At 45.2% G+C, this 22,862-nt stretch carries 19 protein-coding genes; 3 read left to right on the forward strand and 16 right to left on the reverse strand.

What is annotated here, in order from left to right; all coding sequences use genetic code 11:
- Nucleotides 1–8: 8 nt before the first annotated feature.
- Nucleotides 9–809: a glutamate racemase gene (gene racE, locus QP860_RS02010; RefSeq protein WP_070616950.1), complete on the reverse strand. Its 801-nt coding sequence runs from the start codon at nt 807–809 to the stop codon at nt 9–11.
- 91 nt (nt 810–900) lie between these two features.
- Between racE and mgsA the strand changes: the two genes are divergently transcribed.
- Nucleotides 901–1,362, forward strand: coding sequence for a methylglyoxal synthase (gene mgsA, locus QP860_RS02015; protein ID WP_070616949.1), 462 nt, complete (start codon nt 901–903; stop codon nt 1,360–1,362).
- A gap of 254 nt (nt 1,363–1,616) precedes the next feature.
- On the opposite strand, the gene trxA is transcribed toward mgsA, so the two are convergent.
- From trxA to zapA, 3 genes are all read right to left on the reverse strand, one after another.
- Complete coding sequence (gene trxA, locus QP860_RS02020) at nt 1,617–1,928, reverse strand: thioredoxin (protein ID WP_067975842.1); 312 nt, start codon at nt 1,926–1,928, stop codon at nt 1,617–1,619.
- 82 nt (nt 1,929–2,010) lie between these two features.
- Nucleotides 2,011–4,413: an endonuclease MutS2 gene (locus tag QP860_RS02025; RefSeq protein ID WP_070616947.1), complete on the reverse strand. Its 2,403-nt coding sequence runs from the start codon at nt 4,411–4,413 to the stop codon at nt 2,011–2,013.
- A gap of 621 nt (nt 4,414–5,034) precedes the next feature.
- Nucleotides 5,035–5,514, reverse strand: a complete 480-nt coding sequence (zapA, locus tag QP860_RS02030; protein ID WP_284878562.1) for a cell division protein ZapA — start codon at nt 5,512–5,514, stop codon at nt 5,035–5,037.
- Nucleotides 5,515–5,743: 229 nt separating this feature from the next.
- On the opposite strand from zapA, the gene QP860_RS02035 reads away from it, so the two are divergent.
- Both QP860_RS02035 and QP860_RS02040 read left to right on the forward strand, forming a co-directional pair.
- Complete coding sequence (locus tag QP860_RS02035) at nt 5,744–7,384, forward strand: ABC transporter permease subunit (protein ID WP_070817350.1); 1,641 nt, start codon at nt 5,744–5,746, stop codon at nt 7,382–7,384.
- The gene (locus tag QP860_RS02040; protein ID WP_070616943.1) at nt 7,377–8,120 is read left to right on the forward strand and encodes an amino acid ABC transporter ATP-binding protein; all 744 of its coding nucleotides are present in this window, start codon (nt 7,377–7,379) and stop codon (nt 8,118–8,120) included. The genes QP860_RS02035 and QP860_RS02040 overlap by 8 nt, the downstream gene beginning before the upstream one ends.
- A gap of 45 nt (nt 8,121–8,165) precedes the next feature.
- On the opposite strand, the gene QP860_RS02045 is transcribed toward QP860_RS02040, so the two are convergent.
- The 12 genes from QP860_RS02045 to QP860_RS02100 form a co-directional block, all read right to left on the reverse strand.
- Nucleotides 8,166–9,050 carry a DUF368 domain-containing protein gene (locus tag QP860_RS02045; protein ID WP_210382775.1) on the reverse strand — a complete coding sequence of 295 codons (885 nt, stop codon included), beginning with the start codon at nt 9,048–9,050 and terminating at the stop codon, nt 8,166–8,168.
- Nucleotides 9,051–9,196: 146 nt separating this feature from the next.
- The gene (locus tag QP860_RS02050) at nt 9,197–11,002 is read right to left on the reverse strand and encodes a DUF2207 family protein (RefSeq protein WP_070616942.1); all 1,806 of its coding nucleotides are present in this window, start codon (nt 11,000–11,002) and stop codon (nt 9,197–9,199) included.
- A complete protein-coding gene (locus QP860_RS02055) occupies nt 10,996–11,547 on the reverse strand; it encodes a LemA family protein (protein WP_246818912.1) in 552 nt (183 codons plus the stop codon). The genes QP860_RS02050 and QP860_RS02055 overlap by 7 nt, the downstream gene beginning before the upstream one ends.
- Nucleotides 11,548–11,669: 122 nt before the next feature.
- Nucleotides 11,670–12,254 carry a tRNA (N6-threonylcarbamoyladenosine(37)-N6)-methyltransferase TrmO gene (gene tsaA / locus QP860_RS02060; protein ID WP_284912080.1) on the reverse strand — a complete coding sequence of 195 codons (585 nt, stop codon included), beginning with the start codon at nt 12,252–12,254 and terminating at the stop codon, nt 11,670–11,672.
- Nucleotides 12,255–12,315: 61 nt separating this feature from the next.
- Complete coding sequence (locus QP860_RS02065) at nt 12,316–13,239, reverse strand: pseudouridine-5'-phosphate glycosidase (RefSeq protein ID WP_070616940.1); 924 nt, start codon at nt 13,237–13,239, stop codon at nt 12,316–12,318.
- 117 nt (nt 13,240–13,356) lie between these two features.
- On the reverse strand, nt 13,357–14,328 hold the full coding sequence (locus tag QP860_RS02070; RefSeq protein ID WP_070616939.1) for a diaminopimelate dehydrogenase: 972 nt from the start codon (nt 14,326–14,328) through the stop codon (nt 13,357–13,359).
- A gap of 15 nt (nt 14,329–14,343) precedes the next feature.
- Complete coding sequence (lysA, locus tag QP860_RS02075) at nt 14,344–15,657, reverse strand: diaminopimelate decarboxylase (RefSeq protein ID WP_070616938.1); 1,314 nt, start codon at nt 15,655–15,657, stop codon at nt 14,344–14,346.
- A gap of 181 nt (nt 15,658–15,838) precedes the next feature.
- The gene (locus tag QP860_RS02080; protein ID WP_284912081.1) at nt 15,839–16,750 is read right to left on the reverse strand and encodes a magnesium transporter CorA family protein; all 912 of its coding nucleotides are present in this window, start codon (nt 16,748–16,750) and stop codon (nt 15,839–15,841) included.
- A 513-nt stretch (nt 16,751–17,263) separates the two neighbouring features.
- On the reverse strand, nt 17,264–17,833 hold the full coding sequence (gene epsC, locus QP860_RS02085; RefSeq protein WP_070616936.1) for a serine O-acetyltransferase EpsC: 570 nt from the start codon (nt 17,831–17,833) through the stop codon (nt 17,264–17,266).
- Entirely contained in the window at nt 17,823–18,737 is a 915-nt protein-coding gene (gene cysK, locus QP860_RS02090; RefSeq protein WP_070616935.1) for a cysteine synthase A, read from the reverse strand. Before cysK ends, epsC begins: the two co-directional genes overlap by 11 nt.
- 193 nt (nt 18,738–18,930) lie before the next feature.
- Nucleotides 18,931–21,207 (reverse strand): CAMP factor family pore-forming toxin, encoded by a 2,277-nt coding sequence (locus tag QP860_RS02095; protein WP_070817351.1) that lies wholly within the window; start codon nt 21,205–21,207, stop codon nt 18,931–18,933.
- Nucleotides 21,208–21,544: 337 nt separating this feature from the next.
- Nucleotides 21,545–22,768, reverse strand: coding sequence for a mechanosensitive ion channel (locus QP860_RS02100; protein ID WP_284912082.1), 1,224 nt, complete (start codon nt 22,766–22,768; stop codon nt 21,545–21,547).
- Between the last annotated feature and the right edge of the window lie 94 nt (nt 22,769–22,862).

A 22,862-nucleotide genomic window follows, 5' to 3' on the forward strand; every position in this document is an offset into this window, starting at 1 on the left:
TTATCCTCCTATAAATCAGTTAATTTAACTTGTTTCACAGCCATTTCTCGGCCCAGCCAGTCCTGGCCGATTTCTTTAAACAAGCGAACCGAGCCTGTCGTATAGAAATGCTGTTTAGCATGTCCCGGCCGAGATTCTGCCAAGCCCAGATAGTCCAACAAAATCGATAATTCTGACACGGCTTCCGCCCCTGAATCGATCAAAGTAACTTCTTTCCCCATAACATGTTGGATGGTTTGTTCTAATAGAGGAAAATGGGTACAACCTAGGATCAGGGTATCGAGATCTTTTTTGCGCAAATCTGCTAGGGTCTCAGCCACTAATTTCTTAGCTAAAGAGGACTGGTATTGGTGACTTTCGACTAAAGGGACAAAAGCGGGGCAAGCCAAGGGAAAAAGCTCTAAGTGGTTATTTTTAGCCCATAAAGCTTCCTGGTAGGCCCCGCTTTCGATCGTTCCCTGGGTGCCCAAGATCCCGATGCGTCCCTTACGTGTGGCTTTATTGGCGGCTCGGGCACCAGGCTGGATCATCCCAATTACCGGGATATCCAAGCGCTTGCGCACCTCTTCCAGACACACCGCAGAGGCCGTATTGCAGGCAATAACGAGCATTTTAGCCCCCTGCTTGACCAGGAAATCGACCAATTGATTGGTAAAGAAAGAAACTTCCTCCTCAGGTCTCGGGCCATAGGGGCAACGAGCATTATCACCGATATAGATTAGGGACTCATTGGGCAGTTGACGCATGGCTTCTTTAACAACCGTTAGGCCCCCGACCCCCGAATCCAGAAAGGCAATAGGTAAATTCATAAACTTCTCAAATCCTTTATTTTCAAATTCGTGTTACAATTGATTAGAAGATGATTATAGATTTTTTACTTAATTGAAAGGTGGCTTTTAAATGAAAATTGCTTTAATTGCTCACGATAGCAAGAAAGATCTTATGATTGCTTTCACGACAGCCTACAAGGAAATTTTACAGGAACATGAGCTTTTTGCAACCGGCACGACAGGAAAGAAGATCCAAGAGGCAACAGGACTCAAGGTTCATCGTTACCAATCTGGCCCCCTCGGTGGTGACCAACAGATCGGTGCAGCGGTCTCGCAAAATGAAATGGACTTAGTGGTATTCCTTCGCGATCCCCTAGCTGCCATGCCCCATGAGCCTGATGTCAATGCGCTAATTCGTCTCTGCGACGTCTACAATGTGCCGCTAGCAACTAACATCGGAACAGCAGAAGTTCTCATCCGCGGCCTTGAAGCAGGTTACCTAGACTGGCGGACCCAATACGACCAAGGCGCTATCAACAAAGACATCCGCGCCAACCTCGCCCACGGCAACCCAGACCGACCAATCAAATAAGCAAAGGGTGTGAGCAAGAGCGCTTAGACTTGAATGATTGGAGGCTCATCGAAAAAGGCTGACGTCAGTCAGACGTTTCGATGAGCTGAAATCACTTCAAGGCTGCTCTTGCGAACCCAACTACAGGGTATGAGACTAGCCTGCCTCCCTCGCAAGAACAAGCGAGCTATCACTAAGGGACCTTATCAAACAATCAATCATATTTAAGCACATGAGCGGTTAGGCCTAGCCCAACCGCTCAATTTTTGCTTATCTTATAGATATTGTTCTAAGATTTGTTCCAATTTTTCTTTTGGTGTATAACCAATTAAAGTCTCAACTGCTTCGCCATCCTTTTTAATAAGAAGGGTTGGAATCGACATAATGCCAAATTGACGAGCTGTTTCTTGGTTTTCATCCACATCGACCTTAGTAAATTTCACTTGGTCGCCCATTTCATCATCTAATTGTTCAATGACTGGACTTTGCATTCGGCAAGGGCCACACCAAGTTGCCCAAAAGTCAACCAGGACCAGTCCGTCTTGAGTTTCTGCTTCAAAGTTTGCATCAGTTAGTGCTTGTACCATAAGATACCTCCTTAGTATTTCTTTGCTTGTATAATTTTAGTATAACATAGGCTGCTGATTTTTAGATAAGTTTTGCCTGGCTTTAGTCTTCCTTAAACTTAACAATAGTCGCACCGTTGCCGCCCATATTATAGGGAGCAAAGTGGAAATCCACCACCCGAGAATGGCGTTTGAGATAGTTTTGCACGCCCTTGCGCAAGGCCCCTGTCCCATGGCCGTGGATAATCGTGACCTGGCCATAATTAGCCAGGAGCGCAGCATCAATATAGGCATCCAAACGTTTCATGGCATCATCATAACGTTCTCCCCTCAAGTCGAGGCTGGATGACACTGACTTAGCTTTAGAGGCTTTAACACTAGCTCTTGCTGGCTTGTCTGTTGCTGCCTGTTTGCTCTTACGGAGGAGTTTAAGATCCTTGCGTGGCAGGGTCATCTTCAAGATCCCCATCTGAACTACCCACTCATCATCTTCCCTTTCTTCCATAACGACGCCTTCTTGACCATAAGGAATCACCTTCACTTCATCGCCAACTTCTAAAGTTTTAGCCGCCTCTTGGGCCGCTTTTTCTTTTTTAGCTTTCTTAAGCACCTTATTCTGCTGCAATTGCTGTTCTTCGTAGGTTAAATCGTCAAGAGCTTTCTTCTTATCGATCATCTCATGTTCTTTGACCTGTGATTTGCCTTGATCAAGCTGCCATTGGCGGATATCTTGCAGGATTTTATCGGATTGTTTCTTACGTTTTTCCACAATCTCATTGGCTTCTTTTTTAGCCCGCTGTAGGTATTTTTCCTTATCTTCCCGCATGGCTTGGTAGGCTAATTTTAAATCATGGAGGAGGTCATCGGCTTTCTGCATGTTCTGATTGAGTTGCTTGGACTTGCGTTCAAACTTCTGCCGCTGTTCATCCAAGGAGAGGAGCATATCATTAAGATTGTGGCTATCGCTAGAGATATAGGAGCGAGCTTCTTGGATAATGTCCTGGTCGAGACCCAAACGACTAACGATATCAATGGCATTAGACCGTCCGGGTTCCCCGATCAAGAGTCGGTAAGTTGGACTCAAAGTCTTCTCATTAAATTCGACACTGGCATTGATGCTGGCTGGGTGTTCATATGAGAAGGCTTTAAGTTCTGGATAGTGGGTGGTTGCCATCACCTTGGCTTGACTATCTGATAAGCGGTTCAGAATCGCCATGGCCAAAGCTGCCCCTTCTTGAGGATCTGTCCCAGAGCCCAGCTCATCGACTAAGACCAAGCTTTGGCTATCCACTCGCTCCAAGATCTGAATAATATTGGTCATATGCCCAGAGAAGGTACTCAAGTTCTGTTCGATCGACTGCTCATCACCAATATCAGCGAAGATTTCATCAAAAACTTCAAGCTTTGAACCTGGTTTAGCCGTAATGAATAGACCAGACTGAGCCATTAACTGAATCAGGCCCACTGTTTTAAGGGTGATGGTCTTCCCACCTGTGTTGGGTCCAGTGATAATAATCATTCGATAGTCCGAACTGAAGTAAATATCATTGGCTACGGCCGTATCGGCATCTAGGTAGGGATGGTAGGCTGCCTTAAGGGCAAGCTGGTCGCTTGCTTGTGCAAGTACAGGTTTACTGGCCTGGTAGGCTTTAGCCAATTGAAATTTAGCGTGGATAAAGTCTAAGTGGCCAAGCAGCTCGTTATTAGACGCTAAATCCGCAAGAACGGGGACTAAGTTAGCACAGAGTTCGGCCAAAATCCGCTCAATTTCTTCCTTCTCTTCTCTTTTGAGAGCCTGCAAACGGTTGTTGCTTTCCACTACCACTTGGGGTTCTATATATAAAGTTTGTCCACTAGCACTCTGGTCGTGGACGATCCCCCCAAAGGCATGGCGGTAGGAATGTTGGACAGGGAGAACATAGCGATCATTTCGAATCGTTACCAGCTGGTCACTCAAATAGGCGCTTTTATTGGATTTAATAATTTGGTTCAGTTGGCGGCGAATATTGTTCTCCTCGTTGTGGAGTTGGCGGCGGATCTGCATTAAGCGGCTGCTTGCCCCATCCTTGACAGTACCATCAACTTCAATGGCCGCTTCCAAGGCCCGTCTCTCTTCCGCCAAAGCGACTAACTGGTCCAGGTAAGTTTGGATCCATTCAAAGGCTTCCTCCTCTTCCTGGAGCCGTCCTTGGAAGTTAAGCAAGCCCTTAACTAGGGTCAGTAGCTGTAGAATTCCTGCTAGCTCTTGGCCATTTAAAGAAGCTTGGATCTCCAGGCGCTTTAGGCTAGGACGGATATCGTTCACCCGACCCAATGGCATTTCCAAGGTCAAGGCATCCAAGCGGCAAAATTCTTCAACTTCATCGAGCGCTTGTTGGATTTCCTTTCGATTTGTCATGGCTGTAAGAGACTGGCTCTTCTCGCTAGCTAGCGGGTGTTGGCAATATCCCTTAACCTCCTGACGAATACGATCAAATTCAAGTGTTTCAAATATTTTATGATTCAAACAGAGCATCCTCCTTCGCAAACACTAGAGATTTAGGGCTAATCCATCAAAAATAAAAGCAAACATCCACTGACTTAAAAGGGGACTTTGGAATAAAAGTCTAGAAACCAAAAAATCGTCGCCTAAAAAAGTCTGCACTTGTGGGAGCCCTATGAAAGTTAGCAGCTGTAAGCTGAAAAAAATTAAAAAATAGCTATCTAGCAAGGCATAAATCCCCACTAAGCTTAGCTGGGACTTGCTTAGCTGCGCCGACTGCTGACTCGAAGTAAGAACAAGTAGAGGCCTAGTCAAGCGGCGCAAAAGAAGTAGAGTAAAAACGAAAACGAAACAAAAAGCCGCTAATCTGAAAAAAGCTGTATCCAAGTTAGGAATCAGTTCTCTTGGATAAAAAGCGTAAGTCGTATCTAAGTCATGGCCTGGCAGAGGAAGGAAAAGTTCCAAGGGGCCTACTAAAGTTGGGCTCAAAACACGAGCCAGGCTAAAGGCGGAGGCCAAGGTCAAGGCATAGGCCCCTGCTCCCCAGCCTCCCAATAAATAGGGTCTTCGATAATAGGCTAAGCCCTTGATCAAACTAAGCAATAAAAATAAGATAAGAATCATAGCCAGATGCGCTCCTTTGCACTAGTGGCGGCGGGTCTTAGTCAAGCCTCCCTGTTTGCGATCCGATGAAGCGCTCGGCTGACTCGCTGTCTTTTCTTGGCTTTGGTCGTGACGATCAACTGGACTGACTGACTCAGAAGCATCCCGCTCTTTTAACAAACGTTGAAAAGCTTTAGCAAAATTTTTATGGAGAAAATGAATTTCCTCTTTTAAAGCTTTGACTTCAGCTTCTAACCCTCCAATATCGCTGGCCGTTTCTTGGCTCTGATTACGATTTTCAACTGACAGCTCAAGGTCTAAGCGGTCAGAAATAGCATTGACTGCCGCTAAGAGGGCTTGTTCTTCAGTTGAGATAGCATAATGGCTAGTCTGCATCTCCTTCATTTGTTGGTTAAGAATTTCAACTACCTGGTCGACATGCGCACGCGACTTATCGCTGACAATGGTATAGTCTTGGTTAGCAATTACGACTTGATGACGCATTTTTTTATTCTTCGTCATAGGCATCCTTTCTCTCCTTAACTGGTCATTCTTTATCTATTTTAGCATGAGTCGATTAAAGGCGCTAGTCAGTCGCTTTTATTTCCATTGTATTTATCCTTTCAGAAATCTCAGCTTTTATGATTTTTTTTGACAAAAACCTGGCGTTCCATGGTATCATTGAGAACGACATACTAGATGTCAACCGCTTCTGTCGGTTGAATTTTCATCAAGATTGGAGAGAATACATATGACAAGAAAGGTATTGTCCTTTTTTGCTGTTTTTATGACAGTTTTTCTGGCAATTGCAAGTGTCTTGCCCCAGCCAGCCCAAGCTGCTGAATCAGAAGCTAGCACGCAGTTTAACCAAGAAAAAATTGAACAGGGTTTGGAAAGCCCGGGGATCCTAAGAGTCGGAATGGAAGCTAACTACGCGCCCTTCAACTGGACCCAAACTTCCGATGCCAATGGTGGTTTTGAAATTTCTAATGCAGACGGCCAATTCGCCAATGGCTACGACCTACAGATTGCTAAGCGCCTGGCTGACAAGCTAGGGCTCAAGCTGGAAATTGTCAAACTGGATTGGGATGGCCTTCCCCCAGCCCTGGAATCAGGCAAGATTGATGCGATTATCGCGGGCATGTCCCCAACGCCTGAACGACTCCGCCAGATTGACTTTTCAGATCCTTATTATAATTCGGATATCGTTGTCGTCACCCGCAAGGACAGCCCTTATGCCAATGCCAAGAGCTTGGAAGACTTCAACGGCGGCCGCCTTACTGGCCAATTAAATACTTTCCACTATAACTTAATCGACCAGGTGCCAGGTGTTAAAAAAGAGACCGCCATGGATTCCTTCCCTACCATGATCTCATCCGTACTCAGTGATAAGATCGATGGCTATATCTCCGAACGGCCAGGTGCCCTAGCTGCCTTAGCAGCTAATGATGATTTAACTATGGTGAGCTTTGAAGAAGGCCAAGGTTTTGACCTCGGCGACCAATCCAGCTCAATTTCGGTTGGCTTGCGCAAGTCCTCCCCTCTCACTTCAGAGATCAATGCCGCGTTAGCGACTATCTCTGAAGATGAACGAAACCAAATCATGGAAGACATGGTTGATCTCAACCAAAGAAACCAAGAAGCAGGTTTCTGGGGCGAAGTCGCTGGGATCTGGAAGACCTACAGTTCCCAATTCATCAAAGGGGCAACAAATACCATGTTCATTGCCCTCGTTTCAACCTTAGTGGGCTTCTTCATTGGCCTCTTAATCGCCATCTACCGGACCATTAAAGTGCCTAAACATAATCGTTTGGGGCAAACACTATATAAGATCGTTGACTTTATTATCATGGCCTATATCGAAATCTTCCGTGGCACGCCAATGATGGTTCAAGCCATGCTGATCTTCTATGGGTCCAAGCTCTTCTTCAATATTGATATGAGCTCCATGTTTGCTGCCTTACTGATCGTGTCTGTGAATACCGGAGCCTACCTAGCCGAAGTTATCCGGGGCGGGATTATCGGTGTTGACGATGGACAGAGTGAAGCTGCTAAGGCAATCGGGATGAACCATTTCCAAACTATGACCTATGTGGTGCTTCCCCAAGCTATCCGCTCAATCTTACCTGCCCTGGGTAATGAATTTGTGATTAACATCAAAGATACCTCTGTCCTTAACGTAATCGCTGTAACGGAGCTCTTCTTCGTGACCCGTTCAGCCGCCGGGACAACCTATCTTACCTTCCAAACCTTCTTCATTACCTCGATCATCTACTTCGTCTTAACCTTCACCACGACCCGTATCTTGCGTCTCGTCGAACACAAGATGAGCGGCAGCGACTCCTATACTGTTTACCAATCATCAACAAGTGAGGTGGAAATTCATGACTAATGCAATCTTAAATGTTGACCACTTAAAGAAAGCATTTGGCGATAATGTCGTACTTAAGGATATCGATTTCTCAGTCAGTTCAGGTGAAGTCATCTCCATTATTGGTTCATCCGGATCAGGTAAATCAACCCTCTTGCGCTGTCTAAACCTGCTTGAAGAACCCACTGAAGGAGACATTCGATTCCATGACCAATCAATTCTCGCCAGCCACTTTGACCAAAATAAATTTAGAGCCAAAGTTGGTATGGTCTTCCAGCAATTCAACCTCTTCAAAAATATGAACGTTCTTGAAAACTGTGTGATTGGCCAAGAAAAAATTATGAAACGCAACCGCAAAGATGCGGAACAAGTGGCCTTAGCTAACCTGGAAAAAGTCGGCATGGCCCCCTACCGTGATGCCATGCCCCACCAACTTTCGGGGGGACAGCAGCAGCGGGTAGCCATTGCTCGGGCCCTCTCCATGGATCCAGAATTACTTCTCTTCGATGAGCCCACTTCTGCCTTAGACCCGGAAATGGTCGGCGAAGTTCTCCAGACTATGACCCAGCTAGCCGAAGAAGGACTGACTATGATCGTTGTTACCCACGAGATGGCCTTTGCTCGGGACGTCTCCAACCGCATCTGCTTCATGGATAAGGGGTACATCGTAGAAGATGGCGAACCTGACCAGGTGATCAACCACCCTAAACATGAACGAACGAAAGAATTCCTAACCCGCTATTTAGCTGAAAAATAAGAAAAATTGGCAGTAGCTAGTTTAAAAACTAGGACTGCCAATTTTTTATTTGGAATATTTAGCTTCAATCTTGGCGAACCACAGGGAGAAAAGCACCCCTGCAACCAGCATTAAAACGGATAAAAGTAAGTTGGAGAAGAAGCTCAATCCAGAAGCTGCCAGCCCCCCCGCGGTAAAGGTTGGAAAGACGACAGTCGGGAAGATCGCCAGCGAAGACCCGATGACTGTTCCTAAGATAAAGTGGTACATCTTGGAATAAAAGTGGGCAAAAAGCCAATTGGCGACTTTAGCTAGAGCCAATACACAGAATAAGCCCCCTAAAGCGAGAGGGATAATCACTGAGAAATCCAAAGCTGCGATACCCGCAGACATCTTCTCATAGAGACCAAAGTAAATCAAAAAATTACTTGGGCTCATCCCCGGTACAATGACACCTAGACCAATTAAGGCCCCAGACATTAACCAGACAAAGAAATTCGGTTCAACCGCTGTGAGCGCGCTCCCGCCAACAACCATCAGCAAGAAGAGTAAGACCGCGCTGACCCCCATAATAGCCAGGTCAGCTGTTGACCGCCCTTCTTCCCCAGCTTGCCGGTAGAGGGAAGGAAAGGTACCGATCACAAAACCGATAAATAAGCAGGTAAAGAGCCCTTCATAGGCTCCAAAGGCTTCCTTAACCACAAAGGAGAAAAGCAAGATCCCCAACACAAAGCCAATCCCAACTGGAATAAAGTAGCGGACATTCTGCCAGAAATTCTTGGTTAGGTTGCCTAAAAAACTCAAAATTTCATCATAGAGCCCAAAGATAACTGCGAGGACCCCACCCGATAGGCCAGGCAGGATGCCACCGATCCCAACTAGGGCACCTTTGAATATCCTAAAAAACCAATCTTTAGAAAATAAATCATTACTTATCTCTTGATTTTTCACATTTAAACCTCCATAATCTTTCACTTAACTTCTCAATTATACATGAAAGCTAGATAAATTTAATTAAAGAAGACTAAAATTTTATAAGCTAAGAAAAACTCCCTTCCTTAGACCTAGGCCTAAGAAAGAGAGCTCAAAAGACAGGCTTAGCGGACACCTCCGCCGCTACCGCCGCCGAAGGAACCGCCACCTCCTCCGATACTAGTAAAGCCGCCGCCCCCAGAGCTAGAAACTTCGCTCATGCTCGTTGCCTTCACATAAGACTGGTTGATGGACCGGCTGATCCAGTAATAATTCATTAGAGGGACTTGGTTGAAGCTAGAATACTGGTAGTAGTTAGGATAAACTTTTTCAAATTCCTTTTCTACTTCTTCCAAGATCCCATAGGCGCCGGCATAAAGCATCATTTGGTCCCAGAGACCAACTTCTTTAGCCCCTCTTTCATTGAGCAAGGAGTAGTCGGCAAGATAATTCTTAAAGCCTACGACTTGGTCTCTAAAGACAAAACCTTGATCAGTCAGTGGCAGGTCTACCAAGTCATCCGCCTGGTCGCGTTCTGTCTTTTCCTTGGCTGCTTTAGCTCGTAATGACTTCAAATAGCCAGCTTCCTTCAGATAGGACTTACTGTGGGTCTTCATCTTAGCCAAGGCCTGGATGAATTTTTCTGGGTTATTCTCCACATAATGGCTGAATTCTGACTGGCTGAGCTGGTCTCTCTTACCTTGAGCCTTAGCCATTAGCTGGTAAATACTCCCAGCTGGTCCAGATGGTGTCTGGTCAGCAACTAGGCTAAAGAGACTCTCTTCCTTGCTTCTAAAGAGACCAGATTCTAGGTTGGTCTCTATAAGTAAGGCCCCTGAAGCAACCAGGTCAAGCAAGGCAACGGTGAGATAATTTGCCTTGAGGTCTTCAACTTCCATATCTTCCAATAAGGCATAGATTTGATAGACATCCTCCGCCGGTGTTTCCCGGTGGTAGTGGCCCTCCAAACGCTCTTCTGCCTGGGCCATGGTCGGATAATAACGAGCTTTCAGTTTACGCTGCTTGTAGATATGGTAAGCGCCCATAGCTCCAGATACTCCGACAAGGGCAAGGCCCGCTAGGATGATTTTCCCTAGATGGCGGTCCATAAAGCGGTCAAAGGCTGAGGGCCCTTTGGCATTCAAACTCCCGGTTTGGAGATCTTCATAAGTAGCTTCCGGGTCGTAGTCCTCATAGTTATAATCACTGCCCTCAAAGGCGGTCTTGAGATAGTCTTCAAAGGACTTGTCCACTTTGAGGCCGGTCTGATAGGTCCCAGCCGGAATACGAAGGAGGAGAGTAGCATAATTAGAGCCATCGAAATCTCCCTGACTGCTAGCTATGATCTTGCCATTTTCAAAGGAGAGTTTTCCCCTAAAACCAAAGGCCCAGGCTCGATAGCTATTCTCTAAGGTCAGAGGCTCTAGATCTGACTGCAGACTAATTTTAATTTGCTCTGGAGCCGGCGACATAGAGTCATTGACCAACTTCCAGAAGACCATCTGTTCGGTCTGGCTCTGAGCGACAAAGTTATTAATTTGATAGGAGATTTCATAAGTATGAGGCCCGTAAGCCCCTATCCCCCAGTTTAATTCTCCATCTGCTCGACCATAATGGCCTGACTTCTCTTCTTGGGAGCCTTCCACATCCCAATTTTCTTGGTAGGTCAAAGGCTGGCCGTCAACTTTAACTTGGTAATCGACTAGTTCTTGGTCGTCCAGCATGGTCATTGGTTTATAGAGCTCCGTCCCTTCATCGACAACCATATCCCAGACTTCTCGGATCCTGGCACTGCCATCTGGCTGGAGGGTCACGTCGACCTGGATCCCCTTATTCTCATTGGCCCAGACTATTTCTCCAGGCAGGACCATAACAGTAAGGATAAGGCTGACTAAGAAGAGGAGGAAGCGCTGGTGTCCAGGCTTTACCATTGTGGCATCTCCGCCTTGTCAGGACTAGACTTGAAGTAATCCTTAGGCTGAAAACCAGTTAAGTTAGCAATAATGGAATTAGGAAAGACCTTGATCAAGCGGTTAAACTTAGTCACCATGTCATTAAAGACCATACGCGACTGGCGGACATTGTTTTCATACTTGTCGACGTTCGACATGGTCTGTTGGTAAACACCTGATGCTTTAAGATCTGGGTATTGTTCGACTACCACGTCAATGGCCCGCATGGCTCGTTCGAACTGGGCTTGGTCTTCTTCAATTTGGCTGACACTCGACTGGCGGCTGACCCCAGAGCGTTCGTGGACAATTTGCTTCAAAGTGTCCGCTTCGTGGCTCTGATAGGACTTAGTAGCTGAAATTAAATTGCTCAAAGCATCCCAGCGCGATTCCACTTGAGCCGCAATTTGGGCCATGGCATTGTCTACCATTTCAGCTGTGCCAATCATTTGATTATAGCGTCCAATAGCCCATACCACAACTAAGGCAATAAGTGCTAAAACAACGAGTCCAATTATCATTCCCATAATGATCCTCTTTCTATTTCTTAACGTTCAGGTAATTCTTGTACTTCGATCACTTGTAACTTGCCATCTGCGACTGTAAAAATAATATTCTGTTCATAATAACGCATGCCGTAGCGCTTCTCTTAATGTTGCTGGTAAGCTGGCCGAGGATCCAAGGCTAAGGCCTGGTAGGCACCCGGTCGCTTATCTTCAGGAATCTTTTCTAATTCGGCTAGCGGAAAATTGACATCTAAGCGCTCAAAACTTGCTTGGTCGACGAAACCCGAGGCAGCTTGACTATGCGAATCTGCTTCAACTGAGTAAGGTTTAATATCGTATACCGGTGTTTCAGACACCATATCCACCCCTTTGACATAGAGAAGGGGCCCCTTGTCTTGAGTCCACTCGATCCGGTCCAAGCGCACAGAAGACAAGCCTAGACGGTTAGGGCGAAAGGGAGATCTCGTCGCAAAGACACCCAAGCGCTGGTTGCCACCGAGTCTAGGTGGACGCACCGTTGCTTTGGTCTGCTCAGCTGCCACTTGAGAAAAGCCCCAAATGAGCCAGAGATAATCAAAGTCCTCAATGCCGCGGATATAGTCCTTCTGCCGGTAAGTTGGGGTAAATTCAATCCGGGCCTCCAAATCAGTCGCCAAGGAGCTCTGTCGGGGGGTTCCAAATTTCTCTTTGAAAGCTGTGTAGATGTAAGCGATTGGTTGAATTTCCATTCTGATGCTCCTTTACTTGGAAAAAGGGCTGGGCCTCAATGCCCAGCCCTTATGTGATGGCTTATGAATTTGCAATTTCATTATAGGCAACCGCAATTTGGGCACCTAGAACCGCATTGTTATAAACCAATTTAATATTGGCATCTAAGCTGCGTCCATCTGTTAATTCAACAATCTTAGCTAGTAAGAATGGCGTGGTATCCTTTCCTTTAACACCAGCTTCATCCGCTTCACGAATGGCTTGGTCAATAATTTGGTCAATTTCTTCGTGAGGAATTTCGTCTTCCTTCTTAATTGGGTTAGTTACCAACATCCCTTGCCCCAATTCAAGATCACGTGAGATCTTCATCATACGGGCAATTGCTTCAGGAGAATCAGCCCGTGTGTTGAGCTCATAATCAGAGCTTGAAGAGAAGAAAGCGGGTAGTTTATCTGTTTGGTAGCCAACCACTGGCACACCTTTTGTTTCAAGATATTCCAAGGTTCTTGGTAGGTCCAAGATGGCCTTAGCCCCAGCACAAACAACAGTTACAGGCGTTTGGCCAAGTTCTTCCAGGTCAGCGGAAACATCCATATGTTCATTATAACCACGGTGAACCCCACCGAGACCGCCTGTCACAAAGACATCGATGCCTGCCATGTGGGCCCCAATCATAGTAGTAGTTACGGTTGTGGCACCGAGACCGCCCTTGGCAATAACTTCTGCCATATCCCGGCGAGAAACTTTAGCCACGTCTTTTTCACTAGCAAGACGTTCCAAGTCTTCTTCAGTCAAGCCAATTTTGATCTTACCATCCATAATCGCAACGGTAGCTGGGGTAGCTCCGTGGTCACGGATAATTTGTTCCACTTGCTTAGCCATTTCCACATTTTGTGGATAGGGCATGCCGTGAGAAATAATCGTCGATTCGAGAGCAACAATTGGCTTCCCTGCAGCTTGTGCTTCTTTCACTTCAGGACTAATTGATAGATAAGTCTCTTTCATATATACGCCTCTTTCCAAGTATTATCAGCTTTAGAATAACATATTTTTCTAGCAAAAACCATTATAATTCCTTCATCTGATAAGGATAAGAGCAAGTTTTCCAACTTTTATCTGGGATTATAAGAGCTCTTGGCGCAGGGTCTGACCATCTTTAGCTGAAAGATAGGCAGGTGCAATATCGAAGACGGTCTTGGCCCCATATTGCCCCTCTTTGGCTAAGCGAGCTGCAGCCCGAGCGTAGGCCACGTTAACAGCCGCCGTAAATTCTGGATTAGAGTCTAGTTTGAGGGTAAAGTCATAGACCTGCTTATGTTCAGGACTCGTTTGTCCCTGGCGGATAACCGTCCCTCCGTGTGGAATCCCTGAGTGGTCACGGTCTAGTTCTTCTTGGCTGATAAAATGAACGTCCACTTGGTCATAAGGCGCAAAGTAGTCTGGCATGTTGACAATTTCTTCTTTTACTTGGTCAGCATCAGCACCTTCTTCTAAGACTGCATAGACTAAACGACTGTGGGCTGTGCCTTGCTTGTAGTCAATGCTTTTCCCAGCATGGAGGGCTTCAATGAGGGCTTGGTTAGGGATAGTGTATTGGACAGCATCCTTGACGCCTTCCACCCGGCGTACCGCATCAGAATGGCCCTGGCTGACCCCCTTACCCCAGAAAGTATAGGTATTGCCTTCAGGGAGGATGGCCTCACCGAGTAAACGGTTTAAGGAGAAGAGCCCAGGGTCCCAACCTGTAGAAATCACAGCGACAGTTTTATTCTCCTTGGCTACCTGGTCCATTTGGTCAAAATACGCAGGGATTTCCGCATGGTTATCATAGGCATCGACGGTATTAAATTTAGCAGCTAGGGCTGGCCCCTGTTCTGGGATATCTGAGCGCGAACCCCCGCAAAGGATTAAGACATCAATCTTATCAACAAATTGACTGATATCAGCTAAGGCATAAGCGGGGCTTTCGGTGTCCAATTGTGCTGGGTCGCGCCGGCTAAAAATACCTACTAATTCTAAATCTGAGGCTGACTTAAGAACTGCTTCAACACCACGCCCTAAATTTCCATAACCTACAATTCCAACTTTCGCCATTTTTATCACTACTTTCTATTCATCCATTTCATAGCTGAGATCATTCCGCATCATATCGGCATAAGTCTCCCGTTTAACCGCCAAGCGATCCTTAGCATCTTCCACAAAAACCACTGCGGGCCGTCCCATCCGGTTATAGTTAGAACTCATACTATAGGTATAGGCTCCCGTATTGGGCATTAAGAGCAAGTCACCAGCTTCCGCTTCGGGCAGAGCTGCTGCCTTCAAGAGGACGTCCCCGCTCTCACATAACTTACCGCCTACCCGGTAGGTCGCTTGAACAGGATCTTTTAAGCGATTGGCTAGTACTGCTTCATACTCTGCTTGGTAAAGGGCAGGTCGGATATTATCGGACATCCCACCATCCACAAAGATAAAGGGCAGACCTGCTTTTGTCACTTTGACTTGACCGACAGTATAAAGGGTTGATCCGCTGGCATTGATCAAGGAACGTCCCGGCTCAATACTGATCACTTGAAGCTCGCTTAAGCCTTGCTTAGCAGCTTCTTCCTTAATATATTTAGCATAGTCGGTTAAGAAACTTGCATAGTCAAAAGGCTGATCACCTTCAGCATAGTAGACACCGAAGCCGCCACCCAGATTCAACTCCTGGACCTTCATCCCGTAATTTTCAGACATTTTCTTAGCAAAAGAGATGACACTTTCAGCTTCTTCAAAGAAGAAGTTTTCCTTGAGAACTTGAGAGCCAATATGGCAGTGGAATCCCGCCAAATCAACCTGGGGATCAGCCAGCATATTCTGGATTAGGCCTTCGATTCTAGAATCCGTCATTGACATCCCAAACTTAGAATCTTCCGTGGTGGTTTGGATGTACTGGTGGGTTTCTGCCGCAATGCCTGGATTGACCCGGAGCAGGAGGCGGATCCTTTGACCAGCTTCTGCTGCGACCTCTCTAAGGTGTTGGTAGTCGGCAATAGAATCCACCACATAGGTCCCCACGCCCGCTTCCAGTGCCTCACGGATCTCACTAGCTAGCTTATTATTGCCGTGGAAATAGATCCGCTCAGCCGGCATACCAGAGGCGAGAATCGTATAGAGTTCGCCCCCACTCACCGCATCGATATGGAGTCCTAAACTTTTGACTAATTGGACCATATACTTATTCAAAAAGGCCTTTGAAGCGTAGACCACTCGACAGTCCAGTCCATCTACCTGGAAATTATCCTTAAAGCAAGAAATCTTCTCCTTTAAGGCCTTCTGATCAATAATTTGAAGAGGTGTGCCATATTTTTCTTTTAGTGTTTTAACCCCTATTCCACCAATAAACAATTCATTGTTTTTTTCTTCCATTGTGCCCGTTAAATCCACTCAGACATTCCCCCTCTTATTATTTTCTAATGTTAAAAGATTATCAATTATTTCCTAGCTTGTCAATTCTTAGGACGGCAAAGTTAGCATCTGACAATACCGATATAAGATCATTTTCATATGTAATATTTATGTTTTATCATTTATTCATAAGTTGAATAGTAAAAGGACTAGCACCATGCTAATCCTTAAAGTAAAACTTGATCAAAAGATGAACGATAATGCCAATGACTATACTGAATACAATCGTTCCTATCCAGCTCAGTGGCGAATCAACACCAGGTAGAGGCATATTCATTCCAAAAAAGCCCGTTACAATAGTAGGTATAGTAAGAATAATGGATAGGACAGTCAGTACCCGCATGGTTTCGTTCAAATTATTATTTAAGACATTATTAAAAGTCGAGCCCAGTTGTTCCAAGATCTGTGAAGAAAGCTCGGTCATTTCGACCAGCTGCTTGGCTTCGATTTGAACGTCTTCTAGTTCATCCACTTCATCGTCCGTTAAGCCCCTAACGACTCGACCAAGACGGAATTGTTCAAGAAGTAAGACGTTTTGCTTAGCAGAAGTCAGAAAGTATGCAGTCCCTGTTTCAACGTCAGATAAGGCCAGCAAATTATCCTTAGTCGTCCGCTCCCGTAATTCTTTAGTCAAACGGTTACGCTCTTGGACCATAGATTCAACAATAGGGAAGTAGGAGGTGGTGATAAAGTAGAGACACTCAAATAAGAAAGAATGAATGGAATAATTCTTCTCTGCCGCTAAAATTTCCCGCATGCCATCTATAATATATTGGTTTTCTTCATTAGAAATAGTAATAATTCGTTGATCCTTAATAAAGAAAGTTACTGGAAAAGTCTCATTAAAACTATTAGACAGACGGCGTTTGGGCGCATTATAAATGAGAAGCAAACAATCATGGTCATCGTCGTATTCGACCCGAGCCCTTTCATTGCGGTCTAGGGCATAGGCTGCCATTTCAGCATCGATTCCATAAGTGACAAGGTGTTTTTGTAGGACCTTGGGAGATTCAACCTGGATAATCACCCAAGTATTAGCCTTTTTCGGTCCAAATATTACTTTACCAATCATAGATAGCCTCCTTTACTTACTTGATTATAGCATATCCACCTACTGATAACATCGATTAATAAAAGCGGAGCCAGGACGTAGCTAGCTCCGCTTGTTAAGTCTATTTATTTAGGGGGAAAGGCGAGAAGTCAACGCTCTTGCTGGCCCCCTGTAACCGGGTTCGAGGATGCAGAAAGGGCTCATCTTCGTAAAAGTCCGTCGAAGGCCTATAGCCTTCTCTATCCTTTTACTCCAGAGCTTCCTTTCTCTCGCATCCTCTCACACCCTTGTTAGTTGGGTTCGCAGTTGCAGTCTTGAAGTGACTTCACCCAATCGGAACGACCGGCTAAAGCCGCTCTTTTCCGTTCGGGCTCCAGTCATTCAAGTCTGGGCGCAACTGCTCACACCCTTGTTAGTTGGGTTCGCAGTTGCAGTCTTGAAGTGACTTCACCCAATCGGAACGACCGGCTAAAGCCACTCTTTTCCGTTTGGATTCCAGTCATTCAAGTCTGAACGCAACTGCTCACACCCTTGTTAAATTTCGTATTCGCCAATTCGGTTCCAATTTTTATCGTGGAGGATGATGCGAGCGGGAGCTCCTACTGCTGTTGCATAAGGTGGGACGTCTTCTAGAACAACTGCGCCAGCCCCTACTTTGCTATGGTGGCCGACCGTTACATTACCTAGAATAGTTGCACCTGTTCCAATTTCCACATAGTCCTTAATTGTTGGATGGCGCTTACGTCCTTTTTCTTTACCGGTCCCACCCAGAGTTACGCCATGATAGATTTTAACCTGGTTACCGATCTGAGCAGTTTCCCCGATGACAATACCCATGCCGTGGTCGATAAATAGATTATCACCTATCTCTGCCCCAGGATGAATTTCAATGCCTGTTTCCCGTTTGCTTTTTTCAGACAGGCGACGGGCTTCAAATTGTTCCCCTTCTAGGTAAAGGGCGTGGGCCAGGGCATGGTCACGCAGGGCTCGGATGCCGGGATAGAGCTCATAAACCTCTTGCCAAGATGTTGCCGCTGGGTCTTCCTTATAAATATATTGAGCGAGTTCTATCCAGCGCGTCTCGTCCAGATCCTTAGTCTTCATTGCTATAAGCTCCAGATGATAAGTAACGTTCACCTGTATCTGGTAGGACAGTCAACACATGGTGGTCAGGACCTAATTCTTTAGCTAAACGCTGGGCAGATACATAGTTAGCCCCGGAAGAGAAGCCAGCTAAAATACCATATTTATGTGCTAATTCAACAGCCCCTGCAATAGCGTCTTCATTAGACACTTTATCAATATAATCGATCACAGATTGGTCAAGGATCTTAGGAATAAAGTTAGCCCCCAAGCCTTGAATCTTGTGAGAGCCTGCCGTCCCTTCAGTAAGGAGTGGTGACGCTTCAGGTTCAACCCCCCAGACTTTAGCATCCGCCTTCTCTTCTTTAAGCACACGGCCAACACCCGTTACAGTCCCTCCTGTACCGATCCCAGCTACGAAGCCATCAATCTCTGGCAAATCTTCTAGGATTTCACGGGCTGTTGTTTCCACATGGGCTTGGACATTGGCTTCACGTACAAATTGTCCAAAAACAGGAGCACCAATTTCTTTAGCAATCTCTTCGGCCTTGGCCCCGGCTCCCTTCATCCCTTCAGCACCAGGAGTGAGGATAAGTTCAGCACCATAAGCTTTCATCAGATTGCGACGTTCGATACTCATGGTTTCAGGCATAACGATAATCACACGCAGTTTTAAAGCCGCGCCTAACATGGCTAGAGCAATCCCAGTATTACCAGAAGTCGATTCGACAATGGCCCCGCCTTCTTCGATTTCCCCGCTATCAATCAAGCTCTGTAAAATATACTTAACCGGACGGTCCTTGACAGAACCACCTGGGTTACGGGATTCGAGTTTAACATAGATACTAGCGACATCTTCTGACGTTTGATCTAATTTAATGACAGGAGTATGGCCGATTGCTTCAGATACATTATTATAAATCATTTAGGTCACCTCATTAAGATTAACTTATTTTTTGTTAGTTGTCCTTATTGTAGATGGAATCTTCCATCAGGTCAAGGCAAAAGCCCTCAAATCTTGTTATGATTTTTTTCCGAACGTCCCTAATCGCCACAAACAAACAAAAAACTAGCAGACCGATTCTAGGAGAGCGGTCTGCTAGTTGGAAGCTGATCAATTATGCGAGTTCAGCTCGGGCTGCAACGAGGGCTTGACGAAGGGCATTAGCTGCTTCATCAACTTCAGCGTTGCTGGCCTTCAAGCTGAGGCGAGTTCCTACAGCCTTGGTGATCACTTTATTTAAATTATTGTAGGCATTGAAAGAAACCTTGCCGAGCAATTCGCTATCGCGGATGCTCCGAACTTCACGGATCAAGTCACGAAGTTCATGTTTTCTTTCTTTAGAAGCACGGGTATTTAAGGTAGCTTGTGCAATTTCACGAGCCTCATTTACTTGCGTCTTAATTTCACCCATCACGGCTTGAACATCGACTGTTTTAGCATGAAGGTCTAATTGTAGGCCAACAGCCTTAGTTAATGTTGCATTGAGTGCCGTGTAAACTTCAGTTGGGACATTAGCTAAGAATGACCCATCGCGTTCCAAGCGGGTGTTCCAAATAAGGTCTTTCAATTCGCGTTTAAGGGCATTTGGAGCGATTTGTTGGTCAGCTGGGATGCTTTCTAAGTAAGAAACGGCTTCCCCGTAAGCTGCCTCAAGTTCAGCAACCGCGTCGTCAATTTGATAAACGCGCGTTTCTGAGTATAATTGAACTCCAACAGCTCGTGTAATGGCCTTGTTTAGCTTGTGGTAAACTTCAAATGGTACTTTAGAAAGAATGTATTCGTCACGTTTGAAGCGGGTGTCCCAGATAGCCTTGTCCAATTTTTCCTTGATATAAGTCGTAGCAATATCTTTAGGGGTGATATTCCGGTAAGCATTACCGAAGACTTCTAAGGCTTCTAATTCATTTAAACGCTTAGTCAAACGTTCTGCGGTTGAGAAAGGATCAACAACAGACATAAAGGCATGAGTAATTTCTAAACCAGCTTTTGAGTGAACGATTTGTGGCTTCATCCGCCATTCTGTCGTAGCTGTTTTAATTAATTCGGCACCCTTGCGCAAGACGCGAGCGCGTAAACGGAAGGTGTTTGGGTTATAGAAGCTGCCTGGGTGGTAGCTAACAACCATACCGTCTGCAACGCTACGGCCGATATCCATAGCCATTTGCCCTAACTTATCTAAAACATAGTTCACAGGTGTCCCATTGAAAGTCACTTCAGAAGGAATTAATTCAGCAATGGCACCGACTACTTCTGTTGAAAGATAAACATCTTGACGAACAGCTTCGGCCTTAAGTTCAGCGATACGTTGGATTAATTCACCGATCTTAGTGAAGTTTAAGTTAACAGGTAGGATCGAATCCATGATCGCCCCGATACCAGCAGCAGGCCGTTCCCCTTTTTGTAAGTTTTCTAATAGGCTAAGGACACTATCTGTTGTCCCAGTTACCTTGCCCACTAATTTCTCAAAATCTTCAAAGCTAAAGGCAGGTTTGTCTTCACCAGCTGCATAGAAGGAGAAGCCAGAAGCCCGGCTAACACTTGGTTGGCCTTCCACAATATGGTGAACTTCACTTTCATCTGGACCTAATTCGCCGTAACGGATCACAAATTTAGAAAGTTCTTCTAGAAGTTCGTGATCTAATTTATTATCTACGAGAACTTCCCCTAAGGTCTTCAGAACGTCTTCACTAGCCGCACGGTCTTCGTCTTGAACTGACACAGCAATAGCAACAGATAGAACTTTATTGAAACCTTCAGGATTTTCCTTAGCGAAATTTTCTAATGCAGCAAAATTAATAGCCTCTTCTTCTGCAGGCGCTTCGTCAACGTCTACTGTTTCTTTTTCACTTTTTGCAGCTTCTTCACTGCCATCTTTACTTTCTGCTTTTGATTCCTTGTTTGTTTCTTTGTCAGCGTCTTTGCTGTCAGCTTTTTCACTAACTTTATTTTCTTCTACTGAATCTGTAGCTTCCTTGGCTGGAGCTTCAGGATGAGCTGCGTCTTCTTTTTCAACTGCTTCAGCAGGAGCTGCTGGAGTTTGGTCTGAAACAGTAGCTTCAGATACCTTTTCTTCTACAGGATTTTCAGGTGCCATTTCAGCTAATTCTGCTTCCAGAGCTTTAAGCTCTTCTTCTGGTAGAGCTGTTTCAGCTTTTGCTTCTGCTTCAATGCTTTGCTCTTTTTCAGGAACAACGGGGTTAACAGTTTCAGCAGGCTCAACTTCAACGCTTGATTCCACGTCCGCTTGTCCTGCGCCAGCTTGGTCAACTTCAGCTGCTAACACAGCCTCTTGTGAAGCAAAGAGTAAACCGATACCGAATGCCAAAGATGCGGCACCCAAACTTACCTTACGACTTAACATAGTATGTGAATGAGCTTTAGATTTATTCATCTTCATCTTCCTCCTAAATTCACGATAAACTAAGTGACAACACCAGCAATCACCCTAAGCGCTTACAAGGATGATATAAAACAAAAAAGAAACAATTTATGTATCATTTCTTATCTATAGTCTATGCCCTTAAAATGCTTTTGTCACCCTTTTGGCAAAAATTATTTTAAAAATTATTAAAGAAAGCTTTAATATCAAGCTTTCATAATCTTATAGGAAGACACTATTGTATTTTTTGTACATGGTCAGGAACTAAATGTCGAACAATTAATGTATTGTTTTTATAAAAAAAGCCGGTGCACAACTTGTGTGCACCGCACTCTTCTTCATTTGTCATTTACTTTTCATCTTTTTGGTTGATTTTGTAGTCGAGACGTTCCAATTGTTTGCGGGCAAAATCGCGTCCCCCTAAACCGAAGGCCAGTGCAAAGGCAACCGAAGCTCCGCCCACAATTAGCATGAAGCCAATATTGACAATAGAGGCGGCGAATTGTAATTGGTCTAAGGCCATAAAGATGGCTAAGATGACCAAAGCGTATTGAACAGTATTAGCTAAAAATTTAGACCCTGTCGATTCTCTAAGGAAATTAGCCAACAAGTTCCCACCAATGACGCCCAGACAAAGGATAGCAATAGCAGACAGAACTAAAGGCAAGTAGGCAATCACCGCTTGGCCGATCTGTGAGAGAACATCAAGCTGTAAGACATTTAGGGCTTGAACTAAGAAGAAAATACCAATAACAGCCTTTACTGCATGCCCTAAGATAGCACTAAGCTGAAGGGAATGGGCATCTTCCTTAACATTAAGATACTTGGTGAAACGGTCAATATTAGCCGCACTCAGTAAGTTTTCCACTAAGTCTCCGATCAACTTGGCAAGTAGAGCACCTACACTCACAAGGACCAGGGCAATTAAGATATTCGGAATAGCAGCCAACATGGTATTGAGTAGGTTAACGATTGGTTTCGCAATCGATTCAATCCCTAAAACCTCTAACGCAGCCGTCAATAAGGGGATAAAGAGTAAGACATAAACCAGCATAGCTAGACCCTTAGCCACTTGTTGGCCCTTGCTGCGGGTCTGCCCTTCTTCAGGATCAGTCTGCAGAAGCCCTGCCAACTTACCATCAATATTGACCCGCTCTAAGAGATTTTGTACAATATCGCGGACAAAACCGCAGAAGTAGAAAGCTAATACTAAGATCAGAATCGAACCAATGATATTAGGGATGAAGGCAAAGAACTTATCGAACATATTAGTGATTGGTTCCATGACCCCTCCAATATTCAAGCCTTGTAAGATGGCAGGCAGGAAGAAGACAAAAACTAAAAAGTAAGCGACCTTGGCAATCGTCTGGAGCAAGCCCCTAGCATCCCCTTCATCCTGGGCTACTCCCCAGCTTAAGAAGCGTTGGTCAGCGTGGATAGCTTCCAGCCCCTTGAAGGTTAACTTACGAACAATCACAGCGATAATCCAAGCGACCAGTAAGAGTAAAACCGTTCCTAAAATATTAGGAATCGCCGAGAGAATCGGCTCTAAAAAAGCATTTATAGCATCCATTTCTTATTCCTCCTATTCTTATGATAGTTTTAGTATAACAATTATTAAGAAAGTTTTAAAACGAAAGCGCTTCTTTTTTATATCTATTATTTAT

The organism is Aerococcus sp. UMB1112A (assembly GCF_030230715.1).
Classification (GTDB): Bacteria; Bacillota; Bacilli; order Lactobacillales; family Aerococcaceae; genus Aerococcus.